The organism is Streptococcus sp. 2020WUSS089, assembly GCF_044427405.1.
GTDB lineage: Bacteria > Bacillota > Bacilli > Lactobacillales > Streptococcaceae > Streptococcus > Streptococcus hashimotonensis.
Genome location: NZ_JAOTGD010000002.1, coordinates 35,435 through 56,225, shown reverse-complemented (window position 1 = coordinate 56,225; position 20,791 = coordinate 35,435). Strand labels below are relative to the sequence as shown.

Genomic DNA, 20,791 nt, shown 5'->3' with positions numbered 1-20,791 from the left:
TCTTGCAGGGAAATTTTGAAACCTTAGGTTCAAAATTTAGCCATGAAACCGAAGGTTTGCTGGCGTCCCCACTACCTAAGGAAACTATCAAAATAAGAAAAATTCGGAGAAAAAAATGTCTCAATTTAAAAATATTATCGTAACTGGTGGAGCTGGTTTCATCGGTTCAAACTTTGTACACTATGTTTATAACAATCATCCAGACGTTCACGTAACTGTTTTGGATAAACTTACTTATGCTGGTAACAAGGCTAACATCGAAGCCATCCTTGGTGACCGTGTTGAGCTAGTTGTTGGCGACATTGCAGATGCTGAGTTGGTCGACAAATTGGCTGCTAAGGCAGATGCAATCGTTCACTATGCGGCAGAAAGCCACAACGACAACTCTCTCAACGACCCAAGTCCGTTCATCCATACCAACTTTATCGGTACCTATACTCTTCTTGAAGCGGCTCGTAAATACGATATCCGTTTCCACCATGTATCAACTGACGAAGTATATGGCGACCTTCCTTTGCGTGAAGATTTGCCAGGTCATGGTGAGGGTCCAGGTGAGAAATTTACAGCAGAAACCAACTACAACCCATCATCACCATACTCATCAACCAAGGCTGCTTCAGACTTGATTGTCAAAGCATGGGTGCGTTCATTTGGTGTCAAAGCAACCATTTCAAACTGTTCAAACAACTACGGACCATACCAACACATCGAGAAATTCATCCCACGCCAAATCACCAACATCTTGGCAGGTATCAAGCCAAAACTGTACGGTGAAGGTAAAAACGTCCGTGACTGGATTCATACCAACGACCACTCGACTGGTGTTTGGGCAATCTTGACAAAAGGCCGTATGGGTGAAACTTACTTAATCGGTGCTGACGGTGAGAAGAACAACAAAGAAGTGCTTGAATTGATTCTTGAAAAAATGGGTCAACCAAAAGATGCTTATGATCACGTGACTGACCGTGCAGGACACGATTTGCGCTATGCTATTGACGCAAGCAAACTTCGTGACGAGCTTGGTTGGACACCACAGTTTACCAACTTCTCTGAAGGTTTGGAAGAAACAATCCAGTGGTATACAGATAACCAAGACTGGTGGAAGGCTGAGAAAGAAGCTGTTGAAGCCAACTATGCTAAGACACAGGAAGTTATTAAATAAGACTATTAAAGGCTAGGGCTCTTGCCCAAGCCTTTCTTGAAATAAGGAGCAAATATGATTTTAATTACAGGTGCAAATGGTCAGTTGGGTACAGAGTTGCGTTATCTCTTGGATGAGCGTGGTGTCGAGTACGTGGCTGCTGACGTAGCAGAAATGGATATCACAGATGCGGACAAGGTAGATGCTTTCTTTGCAGAAGTCAAACCAAGCGTTGTTTACCACTGTGCAGCCTATACAGCTGTTGATATGGCAGAAGATGAAGGCAAAGAACTCAACTACAAGATTAACGTAACAGGCTCTGAAAATGTTGCCAAGGCAGCTGCTAAATACGGTGCAACCCTCGTTTATATCTCTACAGACTATGTCTTCAACGGTGAGTTGCCAGTTGGTCAAGAGTGGCAAGTAGATGACCAACCAGATCCTCAATCAGAATACGGTCGTACCAAGCGCTTGGGTGAGGAAGCAGTTGAGAAGTTTGCAGACAAGTTCTACACTGTTCGTACGGCTTGGGTCTTTGGGAACTACGGTAAAAACTTTGTTTTCACCATGCAAAACCTTGCGGAAACTCGAGATACCTTGACAGTTGTTAACGACCAACACGGTCGTCCAACCTGGACACGCACACTTGCGGAATTCATGGTACACTTGGTGGACACCAAGCAAGCATTTGGTTACTACCATTTGTCAAACGATGCAGCAGAAGATACGACTTGGTTTGACTTTGCGACGGAAATCCTTAAGGATACTAATACCAAGGTATTGCCAGTGGATTCTAGCCAGTTCCCAGCCAAGGCAAAACGTCCATTCAACTCAACCATGAGCTTGGATAAGGCAAAAGCCACAGGCTTTGTCATCCCAACTTGGCAAGAAGCTCTAGAAGCTTTTTATAAGCAGGAGAAGCGATAGAAATTCTCTTTCGTTAATTATTCACTTGCTATCATTAGTGATTGTAATTTTATTGCTATATATACTGAAATGGTTTGCTTCTTGTCTGATGTATGTAGTAGTTTGACATTGTCAGATTAAGTTAGACATTTAGAGAGTTCTCATAGAGTAAGGAATCCTGTTAGGACAGATTCCTTTTATCACCGTCAAGTTCCAATCTTCTTCTGAATGAGGTTGGATAAAGGCTTCTTCTGATGATGTTAGGTTCGTTCTACTCAGATTATAACGTTTCTTATTTAGCTAATAGTAGTCGTAAGCTGAATTTCCATTTTTGAGAAAGTGCATTATACATTATAGATAGTCTATTTTGAATTATCTAAAATTTTCAGTTTTGTCAAATTTTTTGTCTTCTTGAAAGCAAGCCTTTATCATAATGAGTTCATTTGTGGTAAGAAGGGGACCTGCATTTATGTTAGTCATTTCAGATAAATGTGGTAGTTTATCTGAGCCTAACATAGATGTTTTTTTGTCTAGCTTAATTTTACAAATTTCGGGGCTTAATAAAACCGAATAATTATTGTTTGTATGATAAAATTTTTGTTTAAAAATGAGAAATTGTGCTATAATTTAGAATATAGATTTTAGTTTTGTTAGTGTAGCTATGGCTATTAACTTAACTGAAATTAAAGGAGGGTAATGTGAAAAAGAAAACGATATTCTTACTATCTGTATGTGCGATTGTTTTGAGTGGTTATGTCGTACAAGCGGATAGTTTAGAAGCTTCAAGTCAGTTAATGAGTGTTCCTAGTTCACCGGAAACCGGAGGACAGTTATCCGTTATAGAAGAAGCTGGTCAGATGAAAGCTGTTCTTTCACATATTACTGGGGAAATCATTGGAGTAACAGGACAGTTTAAATCAAGTTCAAACTCAGGAAAAACTATTGCCTTCACTATTGATGCTCAGGGACAGTATGTTGCTTATTTAAATCGCTCTAATTTTTCAGATGAAGATCAAATATTTACTTTGACTTTAGTAGTTAATCTCCTAGATGGAAGTTCACATAGTTTGGATGAATATACATTCTCTTGGATAAAAGCCACAGATATTAGTCAAGAAGTAGCTATTGTTAAAGAAGATAGTGGAAAAGAGACGACAGCTTCAAATAGTTCGGTTACTTCTAGTATTTCATCTACTTTAGCTTCGACTACGACTAGTGGGACAACAATTTCTGAAAAAAATACTGTATATTCAGATGATACCAATTCTGTAAGCACTTCTTTAGCAAAATTGGTAACGAGTACACAAACTGAGACGGTAGCAAGCGCAAGTCAAATTTTAAGTAGCGTGGGAACACAGCTTCAATCGGCTTCTATGATGAGAGCAGCAACGAATACAAGTACGCAATCACAAACAGGTACAACACCGTCAAGTGTGATAACTGAAGTTGCACAAAAGAATCAGATATTGGAAATAAAATATACTCGTCCAATTAGTAGCGGAGAAGTTATTAAATTTGCAGTTTGGTCAGAAAAAAATTCTCAAGATGATCTTATTTGGTATGATGCCAATCAAACTGGTGCTGCTTATGTAGATTTGAGAAAACATCGTGATTATGGAAAGTATCAGATTCACACTTATGCAAATCGTAATGGTAAAATGGTTTATCTAGATGAAGTTGTATTTGATGTAGAAGCTAGTGGAAAAATTTCAGTTTCTAATATTGATTCAGTAACTGGGACTTTTGACGTCAATATTGAAAATATTTCAGCGCCACTCGGTTTGAGTAAAGTCCTTGTTCCAACTTGGACAAAGTCAGGTGGCCAAGATGACATTGTTTGGTATGAAGCACAACGTCAGACAAATGGTAACTATAAGGTAACAGTAAATAAACGAAATCATAAAAATGGTGTAGGTGATTACAATCTACATTTATATTATAAGGATAGTAATGGAAATTTAGTATACATTACTGAAACGATTGCTAATCTCCCTGAAGTTAAATTATCAGGAGATTTTACGATTTTGGATATCAATCCTCAGAGTGATAGTTTTAAAGTACGTATAACAAATATTGTAGCCCCTAATGGTATTAGCAAGGTTCTTGTTCCAACTTGGACAGAGTCAGGTGGCCAAGATGACATAAAGTGGTATGAAGCAAGCCGACAAACAGATGGCAGTTATATCCTAACTGTTAATAGAACCAAACATAATTATGAGGCTGGTAAATATAACTTACATCTATATTATAAGAGTGACGATGGTAGTCTAAGATATGTGAATGAAACAGTTATTGATTTTCCTTCCGCTAAAGCATCAGGTACTATTACGGTATCGGACATAAATCAACAACACGGTACTTTTAAAGTTCGTATAACAAATGTTTTAGCGCCTAATGGTATTAGCAAGGTTCTTGTTCCAATTTGGACAGATTCCAATGGTCAAGATGATATAAAATGGTACGAAGCTAATCGTCAGACGGATGGTAGTTATCTACTTACTATCAATAAGGCTCAGCATAAGTATGGTACTGGTAAATATAACATTCATTTGTATTATCGTGGTTTAGATAATCGTTTGGTATATGTTACTGAAGCTGTAGCAAATCTACCTGAAGCTAAAGTTTCTGGTAATATTAAGATTATTGAACAAGATAATTTAAAAGGTATTTTCAAAGTCAGAGTAACAGACATTGTAGCACCTAATACATTAAGTAAAGTTATCATACCAACCTGGACAGAATTTAATGGTCAGGATGATATAAAATGGTATGAAGCCAGTCTTCAGGCGGATGGCAGTTATCTATTTACAGTCAATAAGGCTCAACATAAATATGAAACTGGTAAATACAATATTCATGTGTACTATCGTGATACAGATGGTAGACTGACTTTTGCTGGATCGACAACAACAGAATTGGCAGCTGTCAAGTCTTCAGGAAAGCTTTCAGTTTCTTCGTTAGATGCTAAGAACGGAACATTCAATCTTAAGGTTTCGGATATTGTACCATCATCTTCTTTAAAATATGTTGAGGTTGTTGTTTGGTCTCAAAAAAATCCTAGCGATTTAAAATCATATAATGCAGTTGCTCAAAGTGATGGTACTTACGCAGTGCAAATTGATAAAAAAAATCACAGTAATAATATCGGTGATTATCAGGTCTCTGTATATTATGTATATTCTGACTATAAAGATTATGTAACTTCGACTGTTGTAAATATTCCGTCCTCCCGATCTTATACAATTTATATTGATCCAGGTCATGGCGGTTCAGATTCTGGTGCATCATATGATGGTATTTACGAGAAGAACTTAGCAATGTCGGTCGCCAACAAATTAAAAGCTAATTTGATACAAATGGGTTACCAAGTGTTAATGACGCGTACAGCAGACTATGATGTTGATTTCAAAACAGAACGTTCGAGAATGGCTAATCAAAGCAATGCTGATCTCTTCATAAGTATCCATTTCAATGCAACCGGTTTAGGGAAATCTAGTGCAACTGGTATCGAAACATACTGGTATCAATATGATCCAGAATACCAACCTAAAATTAATCAGAAAATGCATAACAATCCGACTCGTTTAGCTGAAAGTGAGATTTTGGCAAATCAAGTTCAAACTAGTCTAATTCGTGAAACTGGTGCGGTAAACCGAGGAGTTCGTAGAGAAACATTTGCAGTTTTACGCGAGACTGCAATTCCAGCGATATTAGTCGAACTTGGATTCATGGATAATCCATCTGAATTGCAAAAAATTAAACAAGAGGCATACCATACAAAACTTGCAAAAGCTTTGGCTACTGGTATTGATAATTGGTATAGTGTTGTTGGTAGCAAACCATCAGCAACTGAAACGACTAACCAGAAAAATACTGTTGAACGAGTTCAGATGACAACTAGCCAACAAGCATTTGTTAATAAAATATTACCTACAGTGCAGCAAGTTTCAAAAAATAAAGGTATAGTTACTAGTGTGATGTTAGCACAGACTATTTTAGAGAGTGCATGGGGAACGTCTCAACTAGCTACAAATGCGAATAATATTTTTGGAATTAAGGCCGATGTAAGTTGGAAAGGAAACACCTACACTGTTCAAACAAACGAAGTTGTAAGCGGAAAAACAGTTACGGTCGAGAAACAATTCCGTGCATATGGGACTATTTTTGAAAGTATAGCTGACTATGGTAATTTCTTTACTTCAACACCTTGGAGAATAAAAAATTATTCTAACTTTTTGCAAGCTAAGGATTATGAGTCTGCATTAACTAGCTTACTAGCTTCTGGTTATGCAACCGATCCAGCATACGCAGAGAAATTAAAATCGTTAATTCTTAGATATGGGCTTGATCAATACGATGTCAATTAGTTTGATTCGGATTGAGCAATAATATGAATAAGAATAGATTTTATTGGAAGTTTAATATCTAGTAGACTCTTTTGGCTCTTTGTCAACTGTAGTGGGTAGATGAAAAGCTAACACCTAGAGAGGACGAACTCGTTCTCTCTTTTTCTATCTCTTTCTTATTTTTAGGAGATAGGCTGAAAAGGGCTATCCCCAGCCCTTTTCACTGTTCAAAGCGATTAAAATCCGTTTTTTAAAGTTTTCATCTTCCTAAAGCCAAAAGTATTTCGCTTAATGACTTTGATGAGATTATTGGTAGCTTCCAGTTTGGCGTTGGAATAAGGTAATTCCAACGCGTTTAAAACCTTGTCTTTATCCTTTAGAAATGTCTTAAATACCGTCTGGAAAATAGGATTAACAGTGGCTATTTCTTGTTCGATTAGGTCAAAGAAATAGTTTGAGTTTTTCTCTCAGTAATGAAATAGGAGTAGCAGAAAGGGTCCATAGTTCTGTTTTAGCTCGTCCGGGTAGGATAGAAGTTTGTTTAGGATTGCCTGTTTGTTAGATGCATTCGAAACATGGGGCAATAGAATCGTTTATCGCTGAGCTTACGGTTATCCTGTTGGAGAGAAACAGTCTGGGGCTAGAAACTAGAGAGCGAGGGGGCTCATTTGTAGTAAATGCAAACTTTATTTGCTCCATTTCAACTCTTCCTAGGCAGGAGAAATAAATTCGTTGTAATGGCTTTTACACGATTTCTTGTCTCTCTAGGCTAGCATAGGAATCTGTAGAATTTAGCCTACAATAGCACACTAAGTAAACCACGTATAGAATTAGAAAAAAAAATAAAAAAATGGTATAATGAAAAGGACTGCAATTTGATGGAGAGGATTCATGAAACACGTTTTTATTATCGGTAGTCGTGGACTGCCAGCAAAATATGGTGGCTTTGAGACCTTTGTCCAACAATTGGTCAGTCACCAGCAATCTGAGAAGATTCATTACCATGTGGCGTGCTTGTCTGATACAAGTAATCACCAACATTCGACCTACTTGGGTGCAGATTGCTTCACCATTAATCCACCAAAACTTGGACCAGCTCGTGTGATTGCTTATGATATGATGGCGATCGCTTATGCCCTTAAAATCATTAAGGAACAGCAGATAGAGCGACCAATTTTCTATATCTTGGGAAATACCATAGGTGGCTTCATAGCACCTTTTGCGAAAAAGATTCACTCTGTTGGAGGTATCTTGTTTGTCAATCCAGATGGTTTGGAATGGAAACGGGCCAAGTGGGCTAAGCCAGTCCAAAGCTATCTAAAATTTTCTGAAAAAATGATGGTCAAATATGCTGATTTGATTATTGCTGATAATGAGGGAATTGAGGATTATATTCAATCTGAATACTTGGCTACCAATACACGCTTTATTGCCTATGGTACAGATTTAAGTCCGACTAAGTTAACAAAAGAATCTGAACAAGTTCGCCAATATTTTACAAATTGGAACATTAAAGAGAAAGAATTTTATCTGATTATCGGTCGTTTTGTACCTGAGAATAACTATGTGACAGCAATTAGGGAGTTTATGGCAAGCAACACGAGACGTGATTTAGTAATCGTTGCAAATCATGAAGGCTCTGCCTATTTTCAAAAATTGAAAGATGAGACAGGCTTTATATCCGATAAGCGGATTAAGTTCGTAGGAACAGTATATGACCAAGAACTACTTAAGTATCTGCGCCAAGAATGTCGAGCTTATATTCATGGACATGAAGTTGGAGGAACCAATCCCAGTCTCCTAGAAGCGCTGGCGCAAACCAATGAAAATTTGGTTTTAGGTGTTGATTTTAACCGCAAAGTTGCCCTAGCAGGTGCTCGGTATTGGAGTAAGGAGTCAGGTAGCCTGAGTCAATTAATTAACCAAATTGATGAGAATGCTGAAGCGGTGGAATTAGGAGAAATTGCGAAAAAACACATGAAGGATGAATACACCTGGGAAAAAATCGTCCAAGAGTACGAGGAATTATTTTTACAATGAAAGTAAACATACTCATGTCGACCTACAATGGTCAACAGTTCTTAGCTGAGCAAATTCGCTCTATCCAAGAACAGACTTACACAGACTGGACACTATTTATTCGTGATGATGGTTCCAGTGATCGAACTAGAGAGCTTATTAAAGATTTTGTTGAACAAGATCAGCGAATTCATTTCATAGATGTTGAGACAGATGAAAATCTCGGTGTCATCAAAAGTTTTCATAGGCTAGTTCATTATGATACTGCTGATTTCTATTTTTTCAGTGACCAAGATGATGTTTGGCTACCAAATAAACTGGAAGTTAGCTTGAAAAAAGCACAAGCCTATCCAACAAATTTGCCATTGATGGTTTATATGGACCTCAAAGTTGTCAATCAAAATCTAGAGGTTATGGCAGAAAGCATGGTAAAATCTCAATCTCATCATGCCAATACGGAATTGGTGCAAGAGTTGACTGAGAATACTGTGACTGGCGGTGTCGCCATGATTAATCATCATCTTGCTGAAATGTGGCAAGTAACTGAGGATATTTTGATGCATGATTGGTATCTGGCCCTGCTTGCGTCAGCCTTTGGAAATTTGGTATTTATTGATCAACCAGGGGAACTGTACCGGCAGCATTCTGATAATGTTTTAGGAGCTCGAACTCTCTCAAAACGCTTTAAAAAATGGATTCGCCCTCATATTTTATTTGCTATCTATTGGGATTTGATAAAAAATAGTCAAAAACAAGCCCGACACTTACTACAAATGCCTCTATCTCAGTCAAATAGAGAATTAATTGAAGCATTTGTAACCATTATGGATAAACCAATGCTTGAACGCTATAAAACATTAAAAAAATATGGTTTGAGAAAAAATAAAATTTTCCATACCTTTGTTTTTTCGAGCTTAATAATTACAAAATTTGCTTATAAGGAATAGTTATGAATTTATTAAATAAAGAAAATCAAATACTCTTAAGAGAGATGATAAAAACAGATTTTAAACTACGTTATCAAGGTTCCTTTATTGGGCATCTATGGTCAATTTTGAAACCAATGTTACTATTTACAATCATGTATCTTGTCTTTATTCGATTTTTGAGAATTGATGATGGTACCCCACATGCTGCTGTTGGCGTTTTGTTTGCAATGGTCAATTGGAACTTTTTTGCTGAAGCAACTAATATGGGAATGTTATCCATTGTATCACGAGGAGACTTATTGAGGAAACTAAGTTTTCCCAAAGAGATTATAGTTATTTCCTCAGTTGCAGGAGCTGCTATTAACTATAGTATCAACTTAATTGTCGTTTTAGCCTTCTCAATTGTGAACGGAATTTATCCTAATGTCAATTTTCTCGTTTTAATTCCTCTCTTTATTGAACTAGTTATTTTGGCTACAGGGATTGCCTTCATTCTCTCAAGCCTGTTTGTAAAATATCGAGACATCGGTCCAATTTGGGAAGTTATCATGCAGGCTGGGATGTATGCTACACCGATTATCTATTCACTAACGTATCTTTTGGATAGAGGGCAAGAACAAGTAGCTAAATTTCTTATGCTTAATCCATTGGCTCAGATTGTCCAAGATATTCGTCACTATATCGTCTATGATGGAAACTTGCGTGGATGGGACCTAATTGGAAACAAGGTAATTGCCTCAGTTCCATATGTCATTCCATTTGTAATTTTTGGGATTGGACTGATTATCTTTAGAAAAAATTCTAAACGTTTTGCGGAGATTCTTTAATGACAAAAAATATTGCAGTAAAAGTTGAACATGTTTCAAAATATTTCAAATTGCCGACTGAAAGTACCCAGAGCCTTCGAACAGCTTTGGTAAATCGCTTTAAAGGGATAAAAGGTTATAAAAAACAACATGTACTCAGAGACATCAATTTTGAAGTAGAAGAAGGGGACTTTTTTGGGATTGTTGGACGTAATGGTTCAGGTAAATCAACACTCCTTAAAATTATTTCTCAAATTTATGTTCCAGAACAAGGAAAAGCAACTGTAAATGGTAAGTTAGTTTCGTTTATTGAACTTGGTGTAGGTTTTAACCCAGAATTAACAGGTAAAGAAAATGTATATTTGAATGGGGCCATGTTAGGATTTACCCAAAAGGAAATTGATGATATGTATGATGATATTGTTGATTTTGCTGAACTTGGTGAATTCATGAATCAAAAGCTGAAAAATTACTCCAGTGGTATGCAAGTACGCTTAGCTTTCTCCGTTGCGATTAAAGCTCAAGGAGATGTACTAATCCTTGATGAAGTATTAGCTGTTGGTGATGAAGCTTTCCAGAGAAAATGTAATGACTATTTCATGGAACGGAAAAAATCTGGTAAAACAACAATACTTGTAACTCATGATATGAGTGCTGTTAAAAAGTATTGTAATAAGGCGGTGCTTATCGAGAACGGTTTGGTAAAAGCTTATGGTGAACCATTTGATGTTGCAGGACAATACCAATTGGATAACACTCATACTAACACCCCTACTACCACATCGAATGAAGAGGAATCGTCATCAAAAGGTGAGCTTGAAACAAATCATCGAATTCAAAATTTGAAAGCAGTATTACTACATGATAAAATTTATCAGCCCGAGGATATACTTCAATTTGAAATCTCTTATGATCAGTTAGTTGATGATGATACTTATCTAGCATTTACATTTTTTGATCTTGATACAGGGCAACCTTTATACAATGATAATTCTATGTACCTGTCAACTACAGGGATTGGTAAAAAAACATTTAGTTATGAGTGTTGCTTAGATTACTTTAATAGTATTAAGGTTAGAATGGTGATGGTTGTGAAGAATAGGGCTTCTGAGATTTTAGCTGTAACACCATTGGATGAGTCGCCGATTGTAACTATCGTTCGCAAAATTGATCAAACTGATTTATCATTGGTGGATTCTGCAGATGGAATTCTTAAAAGACAGGGAACCTTTAAAACAATCTAAAACATGGACTCAGAGGTGTTAAATGAGAAGACTACTAGTATATGTTCACTATAATAAATATAATGCTTATAGTGAATATGTTGATTATCAATTGAGTACAATTACACCCATTTTTGATAGAACTATTTTCATCAGCAATAGTCAATTAAGCACATCAATAGTTGAAAGTTTAGAGAGTAAGTTTAAAATTTCAAATCCTATTATACGAGAAAATGTTGGCTTTGATTTCGCGGCTTGGAGGGATGGGATTTTCAATTTAGATAGTCAAGAACTTCTTGAATTTGATTCCATCACATTTATGAATGATACATGTTTTGGTCCAATTTGGGATTTGGAAGGTTACTATCAAATTTTTGAACAGCAAACTGATGTAGATTTTTGGGGTATGACAAATCATGCTGAGGTTCCAAATAGCGAGCCATTTATTCCAGAACATTTACAATCGTATTTCATGGTTTTTAAAAAGTCTGTTTTTAGTTCTGAAATATTCTTGAATTTTATGAAGAATGTAGAAAATTTTACAGATGTTCAAAATGTAATTAATCAGTATGAAACACAACTAACAAAAATATTGATAGATGCTGGATTTCATTATCAATCCATTTTAGATACAACAAAAATAGAAAATAATGGGAAGTTGAATTTTTCATTAGATCACCCTAAAACTTTGATTGAGGCCAAAATTCCATTCTTAAAAGTTAAACTTTTTGAAATGCACCAACCTATCTCTCCATATATTTTAGAGGAATTAAAGAGACAAACAGACTATCCAACAAACTTGATTATTGACCATCTATCTCAGGTTTACTATCCTGATTCGGTTTTCAAATTAAGTCAAAAACTATTAAAAAAAGAAACAAAGCTAGTAAACTTTGACGAATTTTCTAATGGTGCAGTAGTCATTCATCTTACTGACTTATGGACCTTTAATAGTATTATTGATAAAATAAAATCGTTAGCCAATAAATTCGATATAATTATTTCGGTTGAAAGTGAAGAACTGAAAAAGAGGATTCGCCTTGAATTGGAAAAATTTACTATCGTGGCTCAAATTTTTATTATAGAAAAATGTGGTTTTGCGTTTTCTCCTCTTTACCAACTAAAAGATAATATTACTCACTACAACTATATCGGTTTTTTGAACAGTTTTATGGTTGATTCGGATGACTTTTATAACGGACATTCAACTTACACTGAATTAGCTGATATGATGTTTACCGAGAACGATAGCATTTTACTCGAATTTTTAAGCAAAAGTAATGTAGGGGTGCTCATTCCTGATGTACCGACTTCATTCCGAATGCAACGCTTGGTCGATGCTGATATGGAGAATAGGCTCTCAAACGAATTGAATCAAGTGTGGAGAGAAGTATCCGAGCGGAAAAATATTGATTTTTCATCATTTGATAGTTTTGTTTTGCCATATGGTGGAGCGGTTTGGATGAAAGATGAAGTGGTCAAGCATTTGCTAAATGTACCAATTAGCCAGTTACTTAGAGATGACTACTCTGATAAAAATAAACTATTTAGCATTATTGATAGACTAGTTGTTTACTTAGCTTGGGATAAAGGATATGATTTTCGAATTATTGAAAATCCAAATTCCCTACCTTCATTTCTAGATAATAAAGTATTGAATCGTCAAAAAGTTTATCATGAGGTTGAAATAATCAAGGAAATTGAGGTAGTAAAAGAAGTTAAAGTAGAAGTCATAAAAGAAGTCAAAATCCCAGTCTACCCAGATTTTTATATTAACATGTCAGACCTTAGTAATAGCAATATTAAAAATCTATTTATTGTTCCGTTTAAGGCGTTAAAATTTATTGTCAAATGGAATTATTACAAATGGAGAATAGGCCGAAAGGAGAAAAAATGAAAAAAATTATTCATAGTACTATTCGTACTTATCGCCAAGAAGGAACCAAGGCAACAATCCGAAAAATTAAAGCGCATCTACTAGGACAAAACCAAGTAGTTGTTACCCCTCCCTCTAAAATAAACATGGACGAACTTCCTCAAATGCCACAATTTTCAGATTTAGCTAGTGCTGATTATATTCATCATCCCTATATTAAACCTGAAAAATTATCCAAAGACAAGTTAAATATTGCTTGGGTATCTCCTCCAGTCGGACCTGGCGGCGGTGGTCATACGACCATTTCGCGATTTGTGAAATATTTACAAAGTCAGGGACATCACATTACATTTTATATCTATCATAACAATACTATTCCACAATCAGCAGGTGAAGCACAGCAGATTTTTTCTCGTTCTTATGGAATAGACGTGGATGTAGAAGAATTAGAAGACTTTAAAAATCAAGATGTAGTATTTGCTACGAGTTGGGAAACTGCTTACGCTGTTTTCAATCTACAAGATGACCATTTGCATAAGTTTTATTTTGTTCAGGATTTTGAGCCGATATTCTTTGGTGTGGGATCTAGATACATGCTTGCTGAAGCAACCTATAAGTTTGGTTTTTATGGTATCACAGCAGGGAAGTGGCTTGTAGAAAAAGTTGGTCAATATGGAATGCAAGCAGATTATTTTGATTTCGGTGCAGATATTGATATTTACAAACCCAAAACACCAATTGTAAAGAAGAAAAAAATTTCATTTTATGCTAGGGCTCACACTGAACGTCGTGGTTTTGAAATTGGGGTTATGGCTTTGAAAATTTTCAAAGAAAAACATCCTGAATATGAAATCGAGTTTTTCGGTCAAGATATGTCAAATTACGATATTCCGTTCGAATTTACAGACCGTGGTATTTTAAATAAAGAGCAATTAGCAGCAATTTATCATGAAAGTGTAGCATGTTTAGTTCTTTCATTAACAAATGTATCATTATTGCCTTTAGAATTGTTGGTAGCAGGATGTGTTCCAGTCATGAACGATGGAGATAATAACCGTATGGTTCTCGGTGAGATTGATGATATCCTCTATACGGAAGCCTATCCCGTATCATTAGCAAATAAGTTATGTGAAGCTGTCGAAAGAGCCGATATTAATAAGCATGCCGAACAAATGAGTGATAAGTATACTGGTTTATCATGGGATGAAAGCTATAAAAAAGTAGAAAAGATTATTCGTCGAGAGGTTATAAATGGCTAACCAAATTAAAGCTACAGTATTTATTCCAGTTTATAATGGTGAAAATGACCATTTAGAAGAAACATTGTCCGCTCTTTACAATCAAGAGACGGATTTTAATTGGAATGTCCTTATAACGGATTCTGGTTCAAGCGATAATTCTGTTCCTATTATTCGTAAGTTTGCTGATAAATATGGGAACCTTACGTTAAAGCAGATTGATAAAAGTGAATATTCACATGGTGGAACTCGACAAATGGCGGCTGAAATATCAGACGGAGAGTATATGGTGTATCTTAGTCAGGATGCTGTTCCATACAATCAAAATTGGTTAAATGAGATGCTGGCGCCGTTTGAAATTAGTGAAAAAGTCGTTGCGGTACTTGCACGTCAGAAACCTAGAGACTATTGTTTTCCTGCCATGAAATACGACATCAATGCGGTATTTGAGGAGCAAGGGACACCTGATGCGGTGACGATTTGGACTAGAACTGTTTCAGAACAGGTTGGAATGTACACAAAAGAATCATTTTATAGTGATGTGTGTTCAGCAGCTCCGCGTCTTTTTCTAGTGAATGAAATAGGTTATCGCCCAGTCAAGTATTCCGAGGATTATGAGTATGGAAAAGATATTATAGATGCGGGATATTACAAGGCATATAATGGCCGAGCAATAGTCGAACACTCAAACGATGTTTTGTTAAAAGAGTATAAAAAACGTATCTTTGACGAAACATATAACGTTCGTCTAAATAGTGGAGCACCAGAGTCGCAAATGAGCTTGTGGTTTATATTCCGTCAAAGTTTGAAAGGGATTCTAAAAGATATACCTAAAATATTGAGAGATAAAGATTATTCTTTAAAGAAGAAATTATATTGGTCAGTTGTTAATCCCTTGTTCCATATTGAGAAATGGCGTGGAATTCGACTTGCAAATATGATAAAACTAGATGAGGATATATCAAGCTTTTCATTAGAACATCAGGGAAAAAAAAGAAAATAGTCTATTAGTTGACAATCTAAATGTTATTTAATTAGGAAGAGAAAGTATTCCAAATGCCTTATTTTAAGAAAATATTTTACGAAAATATGAGAAAAATAATGGATAGAGATTTGAAAATTCAATCAATGAAAAAGTATTTTAAAAAAAGCATACAAAAAGATATACTTATGAAAGTTGTTTTGATGCTAGCAGCTATTGTGATTGGAACATTTTCATTGAGTGAATATTTAGTAGATTATATCACTATTAGCCAGAGTGTAACCGAATTTCGGTATGTATTACAGGTCTTATCCGCTATTTCGATTCTCATTTTTTCATCCTATCTTTCTGTAACTATTGGAGGGGAATTTTTTAGAAAGTTAATAGATTCATATTTTGTATATTTACTCATCTCTTATTTTTTACTAATGACCCAAAATCTTAATAATGAATCTTTTGATATTACCACTTTTGATGTTGATTATTTTTTTGAGATAGGAAGTTTTGGAGTAATTTTTATTATCATTTCTTTGGCATTTGTTCTGAAGTATTTGACCAGCAAAGTTGAAGTGATTAGAAAGTATTCTAATTATTTAAATGAAAATAAGTCAACAAATTTATTATTAGCTTTATTAGTATCAGTAATCGTATTGCACGATAGCAAGCTGATAGAGAAGTTGAAGCAATTTTTAGCATTGTCAGATTATAGTGATTATCAGCAGTTCTATTTGCAAATTTTATATTTCTCAGCAACCGTTATACTAATTGTTATTTTTATAACTATTTCATTTTGGCAAGCAATGAATAAGTTGCGAAATAATCAAACTAGCCTATCTTTAGTAATTATTAGTAGCTTATTTTTGGCGATGATTTTCAATTTTTTCATCCAATTTGGCATTCGGATGAACGAAGATTTTTATGGGGAATATATTTTTCCAGGAGCAACTGCATTTCAAATAATATTATTTGCGTTAATCAATTTGACCGTCTACCTACTTTTTAATCGCTATTGGCCATCAACTATTTTGATTATTTTTTCTGGAATTACAGTAGCGATTGTAAATGGAATGAAGTATTCCATGAGGCGTGAACCGCTATTGTTGACAGATTTTTCAATGGTATCTCAACTTGATTTAATCTTTAATTATATAGACTTAAAGATTTTAAGTGTAGCAATTTTATTAATTATTACATCCGTATTTATCACATTCTTTTTAAAGAGTAGATATCTGACGGGAAAAATCATAGCTAAGGTAAAAATCCAATTAGTAGTTCTTTCAGCAGTGTTCACGGTATTTGTTGGTATTCTGACAGTATTTTTTAATCAAGAAAACGGGCGAATTGCGGATAATATTCCTATTTTATCTAGACTAAATAATAGTTATAATATTTCTTTCACAGGTCACGCAACTACAGCACGTTTTCAATCATTATCTTATGTGTGGATGAAACAATTCACTCGTCCGATAATGGACAAGCCAAATAATTATAACCAGCAAACGATTCAAACGTTAGTTGAAAAATATACAAAGAGAGCTGCTGAAATAAATGCTAGTCGTTCGCAATTGATAGAGGATGAAACGGTTATCTTTATATTAAGTGAGAGTCTAGCCGACCCCACTAGACTTGAAGGAGTAACATTAAGTCAGGATGTGTTGCCTAATTTTAAAGAAATTGCTTCCGAAACGACGAGCGGTTTAATGAAATCGGACGCTTATGGCGGTGGTACTGCGAATATTGAAATTCAAACACTGCTTGGTTTACCATATTATAATTTATCTTCCTCAATCTCAATATACAATACTGAAGTTGTTCCTAAAATGAAAAAAATACCTTCCATTAGTGATGTCTATCATTCTCAGAATCGCTATGTTATTCATCTTGGAGAAACAAAATTATACTCTAGAGGAGAAGTTTATGGTAAATTAGGCTTCGATAGTTTTATAGCAAACGATAATCTTGCGCTACCACCAACGGAAAGTATAAAATATGGTAATTTTCCAAGCGATAGTTCAACCTATCAAAATATTCTTGATAAACTAGATATGAATCAAAGCCAATTCTTTTCAGTCATTACTTACCAAAATCATGTTCCGTGGTCCATAGGTGAGCCCTCTGAAATCACGGGAATAGGTGAAGGTTTTAGTGCGGATGAAAATAATCAACTTTCTAATTTCTCACGCTTACTTTTTGAAACGGATAAAGTCACAAAAGAATTTTTAGATAAATTATCAACAATGGAAAAGAAGATAACAGTTGTTTTCTATGGTGATCATCTTCCAGGATTGTATCCTGAAACTCTTTTTAAGAATAATTCAGAGTCCAAGTATTTAACCGATTATTTTATTTGGAGTAATAAAGATAATCAGAAATTAAATTTTCCGTTAATCAATTCCAGTGATTTTCCAACGGCACTATTAGCACATACAAATTCAAAAGTGTCCCCTTATTATGCACTTTTAACGGATGTATTAGAAAAATCTAGCGTTGATAAAACTGAGTTGGATGAAGAAGGTCAATTAACTGCTGATGATTTGAAGCTTATTCAGTATGATATTACAGTTGGAAAAAATTATTTAAAAAATTACGCTGAATTTTTTAGTGTAGAAAACTAAGAAATTCTACCTGTGGAGAGTATTCATGATAAAAAAGATAGTTTATAATAGGTATATTTACCTATTTATATATTCAGTGTTATTTACAATTATTTCTTATTATTCTGCAAATATGTCAAGTATAATATATGATTATCCTTTTCATCTAGGCAGAATTGTTGGTCTAGCTCAATCTATTCGCAATTATGATTTTTTACCTAGCTTAAACTATGTTTTTCTTAAAGGCTCAGGCTATGGTGTGCCTATGTTTTATGGCAACTGGGTCTTATATCTTCCTGCTATAGTTTTTATTAAAACAAAGGTTGCTACACTTTCTTTTGCTGTGTTGGTTTGGCAATCGACTTTCGCAACAGTTTGCACAACTTATTTTACTTTAGAAAAGATGACAGGAAGGTGGCTTCACTCTTTTTGTGGAGCCATTGCAATATCCTGTTCAGTGACATATTTTGGATTTGGGATGACTGCGGTGGTGCCGCTGATTCCTCTGTTATTATATTCAATTTACAAAGTGATTTATAAAGATGAGTGCAATCCAATTCTTTTAGCAATTGTAATTTCTTTATTGGTTCAAACTCATATAATATCTACAGTTGTCTTAGCTATTTTTGCATTAGTTCTAGTTCTGCTGAATATAGATTTGCTAAGTTTCAAAAAAATAAAATCTTTTAGCTATTCTGTTCTTATTTCTATTTTATTGCTAAGTGGTTTTATTGTTCAGTATCTTGAGCAGAATGCTTCACAAATATTTTTTGTTAATTGGAAATTACGTGACCATCCTTTTCCCTCTGGAGCCCTAATGGCTCCCGGTAGCATTCTGTCTATTTTATCTAATTATTATTGGCCGATTATATATGTATTTATTTTACTAGCTATTTTTTCCATTAGAAAATTAGATCGTTTCTCAAAGCAGTTAGTTTTTGCTACAGTGTTAATGTTTATCTTTTCTTCTAACATCTTACCATGGCATCTATTAAGGGAGTCCTTTCTATCAGTTTTTCAATATACCGAACGCCTAATCTATCTGTTACCGGTTTTTGTCATTTTTGCACTTGCTAAATCAGCATCCAAAAATATAGTAATTCTAGCAACTGTTCTTCAGTTTTTAATTTATATTTATGCGTTTCCAATGAGATTTACAATAGATGGTATTCCCTACTCTGAAAGAGGTTATACATCAACTACTCGAGAAATTATATTTAATACAAATCAGGATGCTTTAAATGCATATAATAATCCTCTGACTTATCAATATGATACATCTGGTGATGAATATCTGAACATAGATGTAAATCATGAAAATATTAGGAATGGTGTTATTAACAATTTTGAATTTGACGGAGACTCTGTTGAAGTTACGAATATTAGACATAGCTATAATTTATTAGAGTTTGATGTAAAATTGGCCAGTGAAGGGGAGGAACAGCTAATTGTACTCCCAAGAATTTGGTATGAAGGATATATTGCTGAATATTTGGAAGGTGCGAACGGAAGTCAACCTCAGATATTCTATGTTGAAAAAACTCCTGAGGAAATACATGCTGATTTACAAGTAGGAAAACCAGAAAATAATAAGAAAGCATTATATGATGGAAGGGCTACTCTTAAAATTTCCTCCAGTGGTCATGTATCAGTTTACTTTGCTAAAACTACTTTGCAAAAAATAGGTTTCACGGTTGAAAGTATATCTTTTGTATGTTTATTTTGTTATTTGGTGGTATGTAAAATTTTGGAGAAATTAAATGAAAAAACTATCGGTCGTCGTTCCATGTTTTAACGAAGAAAAGACAATTGTTCCCTTTTTAGAATCTATAACGAAAATTGAAAATGAATTAAGCAGTAAACTTCAATTTAGCTATATATTTATAGATGATGGCTCATCAGATGGTACTTTAAAAGTCTTGAAGGAAGTTTCAAGCCAAAATCCGAATATACACTTTATTTCTTTTTCACGAAACTTTGGTAAGGAAGCTGCATTGCTGGCTGGATTGGAGTCGACCGATGGAGATTTTGTGACCGTTATGGATGTTGATTTGCAAGACCCTCCAGAACTTCTAATTGAAATGTATTCGAAAATAAACGAAGGTTACGATATTGTTGCAACTCGTCGATCCAATCGCACTGGGGAACCAGTTATTCGCTCATTTTTTGCTAACCTTTTTTATAAGATAATGAATAGAGTATCAAGTACGGAAATGGTTGATGGAGCACGAGATTTTCGGTTAATGACTCGACAAGTTGTTAATAGTATTTTAGAATTAAAAGAAGTAAATCGATTTTCCAAAGGATTATTTTCATGGGTAGGTTATAACGTTACCTATATCTCTTATGAAAATCGTGAAAGAATTGCAGGAGAAACATCATGGAATTTTTGGAGTTTATTTAAATATTCTGTTGAGGGATTTATAAATTTTTCTGATGTACCATTAACACTTGCTACATGGGCTGGACTTTGCTCTTTTATTGTTTCAATAATAAGTACTATTTTTGTTATTATTCGCCAACTAATTTTTGCTGATCCAGTTCCAGGTTGGGCGAGCCTAGTGACAGTTATTTTATTCTTAGGTGGGATTCAATTATTAGCTTTGGGTATTATTGGTAAATATATTTCAAAAATTTTTTTAGAAACAAAGAAAAGGCCAATCTATATAGTAAAAGAAAAAAGTTAAATAGTTGGTTACTACTTTTGGATATATACTGATATTGTTCGTTA

The 20,791-nt window shown here is 34.8% G+C and carries 13 protein-coding genes and 1 pseudogene; 13 read left to right on the top strand and 1 reads right to left on the bottom strand.

The window, feature by feature from the left end; translation table 11 throughout:
* Positions 1-115 precede the first annotated feature (115 nt).
* From rfbB to ODU46_RS02665, 3 genes are all read left to right on the top strand, one after another.
* The gene (gene rfbB / locus ODU46_RS02675; RefSeq protein ID WP_024411830.1) at positions 116-1,162 is read left to right on the top strand and encodes a dTDP-glucose 4,6-dehydratase; all 1,047 of its coding nucleotides are present in this window, start codon (positions 116-118) and stop codon (positions 1,160-1,162) included.
* A 54-nt stretch (positions 1,163-1,216) separates the two neighbouring features.
* Positions 1,217-2,068 (top strand): dTDP-4-dehydrorhamnose reductase, encoded by an 852-nt coding sequence (gene rfbD / locus ODU46_RS02670; protein WP_105210683.1) that lies wholly within the window; start codon positions 1,217-1,219, stop codon positions 2,066-2,068.
* Positions 2,069-2,745: 677 nt separating this feature from the next.
* A complete protein-coding gene (locus ODU46_RS02665) occupies positions 2,746-6,414 on the top strand; it encodes a GBS Bsp-like repeat-containing protein (protein ID WP_395327184.1) in 3,669 nt (1,222 codons plus the stop codon).
* Between the two features lie 183 nt (positions 6,415-6,597).
* On the opposite strand, the pseudogene ODU46_RS02660 reads toward ODU46_RS02665, so the two are convergent.
* Positions 6,598-7,018, bottom strand: a pseudogene (locus ODU46_RS02660) (transposase); the annotation flags it as partial.
* Positions 7,019-7,284: 266 nt separating this feature from the next.
* Between ODU46_RS02660 and cps2T the strand changes: the two are divergent.
* The 10 genes from cps2T (at position 7,285) to ODU46_RS02610 (ending at position 20,747) form a co-directional block, all read left to right on the top strand.
* Complete coding sequence (cps2T, locus tag ODU46_RS02655) at positions 7,285-8,433, top strand: beta 1-4 rhamnosyltransferase Cps2T (protein ID WP_398579189.1); 1,149 nt, start codon at positions 7,285-7,287, stop codon at positions 8,431-8,433.
* On the top strand, positions 8,430-9,359 hold the full coding sequence (locus ODU46_RS02650; protein WP_398579188.1) for a glycosyltransferase family 2 protein: 930 nt from the start codon (positions 8,430-8,432) through the stop codon (positions 9,357-9,359). The genes cps2T and ODU46_RS02650 overlap by 4 nt, the downstream gene beginning before the upstream one ends.
* Before the next feature lie 2 nt (positions 9,360-9,361).
* A complete protein-coding gene (locus tag ODU46_RS02645; RefSeq protein ID WP_044668178.1) occupies positions 9,362-10,168 on the top strand; it encodes an ABC transporter permease in 807 nt (268 codons plus the stop codon).
* Complete coding sequence (locus ODU46_RS02640) at positions 10,168-11,391, top strand: ABC transporter ATP-binding protein (protein WP_105150845.1); 1,224 nt, start codon at positions 10,168-10,170, stop codon at positions 11,389-11,391. The genes ODU46_RS02645 and ODU46_RS02640 overlap by 1 nt, the downstream gene beginning before the upstream one ends.
* A 22-nt stretch (positions 11,392-11,413) precedes the next feature.
* Positions 11,414-13,267, top strand: a complete 1,854-nt coding sequence (locus ODU46_RS02635) for a rhamnan synthesis F family protein (protein ID WP_105150844.1) — start codon at positions 11,414-11,416, stop codon at positions 13,265-13,267.
* A 5-nt stretch (positions 13,268-13,272) separates the two neighbouring features.
* Positions 13,273-14,505 carry a glycosyltransferase family 1 protein gene (locus tag ODU46_RS02630; protein ID WP_398579248.1) on the top strand — a complete coding sequence of 411 codons (1,233 nt, stop codon included), beginning with the start codon at positions 13,273-13,275 and terminating at the stop codon, positions 14,503-14,505.
* Positions 14,498-15,487 (top strand): glycosyltransferase family 2 protein, encoded by a 990-nt coding sequence (locus ODU46_RS02625; RefSeq protein WP_105150843.1) that lies wholly within the window; start codon positions 14,498-14,500, stop codon positions 15,485-15,487. Before ODU46_RS02630 ends, ODU46_RS02625 begins: the two co-directional genes overlap by 8 nt.
* Before the next feature lie 98 nt (positions 15,488-15,585).
* Positions 15,586-18,081, top strand: coding sequence for an LTA synthase family protein (locus ODU46_RS02620; protein WP_202849104.1), 2,496 nt, complete (start codon positions 15,586-15,588; stop codon positions 18,079-18,081).
* 25 nt (positions 18,082-18,106) lie between these two features.
* A complete protein-coding gene (locus ODU46_RS02615) occupies positions 18,107-19,855 on the top strand; it encodes a hypothetical protein (protein WP_398579187.1) in 1,749 nt (582 codons plus the stop codon).
* Positions 19,821-20,747: a glycosyltransferase family 2 protein gene (locus ODU46_RS02610; protein WP_105150840.1), complete on the top strand. Its 927-nt coding sequence runs from the start codon at positions 19,821-19,823 to the stop codon at positions 20,745-20,747. Before ODU46_RS02615 ends, ODU46_RS02610 begins: the two co-directional genes overlap by 35 nt.
* Positions 20,748-20,791: the final 44 nt, after the last annotated feature.

What these genes read in the sequence shown, in the direction of transcription:
- ODU46_RS02610 (WP_105150840.1), top strand. Translation starts at nt 19,821, where the DNA reads ATGAAAAAACTATCGGTCGTCGTTCCATGTTTTAACGAAGAAAAGACA.
- ODU46_RS02620 (WP_202849104.1), top strand. Translation starts at nt 15,586, where the DNA reads ATGGATAGAGATTTGAAAATTCAATCAATGAAAAAGTATTTTAAAAAA.
- rfbD (WP_105210683.1), top strand. Translation starts at nt 1,217, where the DNA reads ATGATTTTAATTACAGGTGCAAATGGTCAGTTGGGTACAGAGTTGCGT.
- ODU46_RS02650 (WP_398579188.1), top strand. Translation starts at nt 8,430, where the DNA reads ATGAAAGTAAACATACTCATGTCGACCTACAATGGTCAACAGTTCTTA.
- rfbB (WP_024411830.1), top strand. Translation starts at nt 116, where the DNA reads ATGTCTCAATTTAAAAATATTATCGTAACTGGTGGAGCTGGTTTCATC.
- ODU46_RS02625 (WP_105150843.1), top strand. Translation starts at nt 14,498, where the DNA reads ATGGCTAACCAAATTAAAGCTACAGTATTTATTCCAGTTTATAATGGT.
- ODU46_RS02640 (WP_105150845.1), top strand. Translation starts at nt 10,168, where the DNA reads ATGACAAAAAATATTGCAGTAAAAGTTGAACATGTTTCAAAATATTTC.
- cps2T (WP_398579189.1), top strand. Translation starts at nt 7,285, where the DNA reads ATGAAACACGTTTTTATTATCGGTAGTCGTGGACTGCCAGCAAAATAT.
- ODU46_RS02635 (WP_105150844.1), top strand. Translation starts at nt 11,414, where the DNA reads ATGAGAAGACTACTAGTATATGTTCACTATAATAAATATAATGCTTAT.
- ODU46_RS02645 (WP_044668178.1), top strand. Translation starts at nt 9,362, where the DNA reads ATGAATTTATTAAATAAAGAAAATCAAATACTCTTAAGAGAGATGATA.
- ODU46_RS02615 (WP_398579187.1), top strand. Translation starts at nt 18,107, where the DNA reads ATGATAAAAAAGATAGTTTATAATAGGTATATTTACCTATTTATATAT.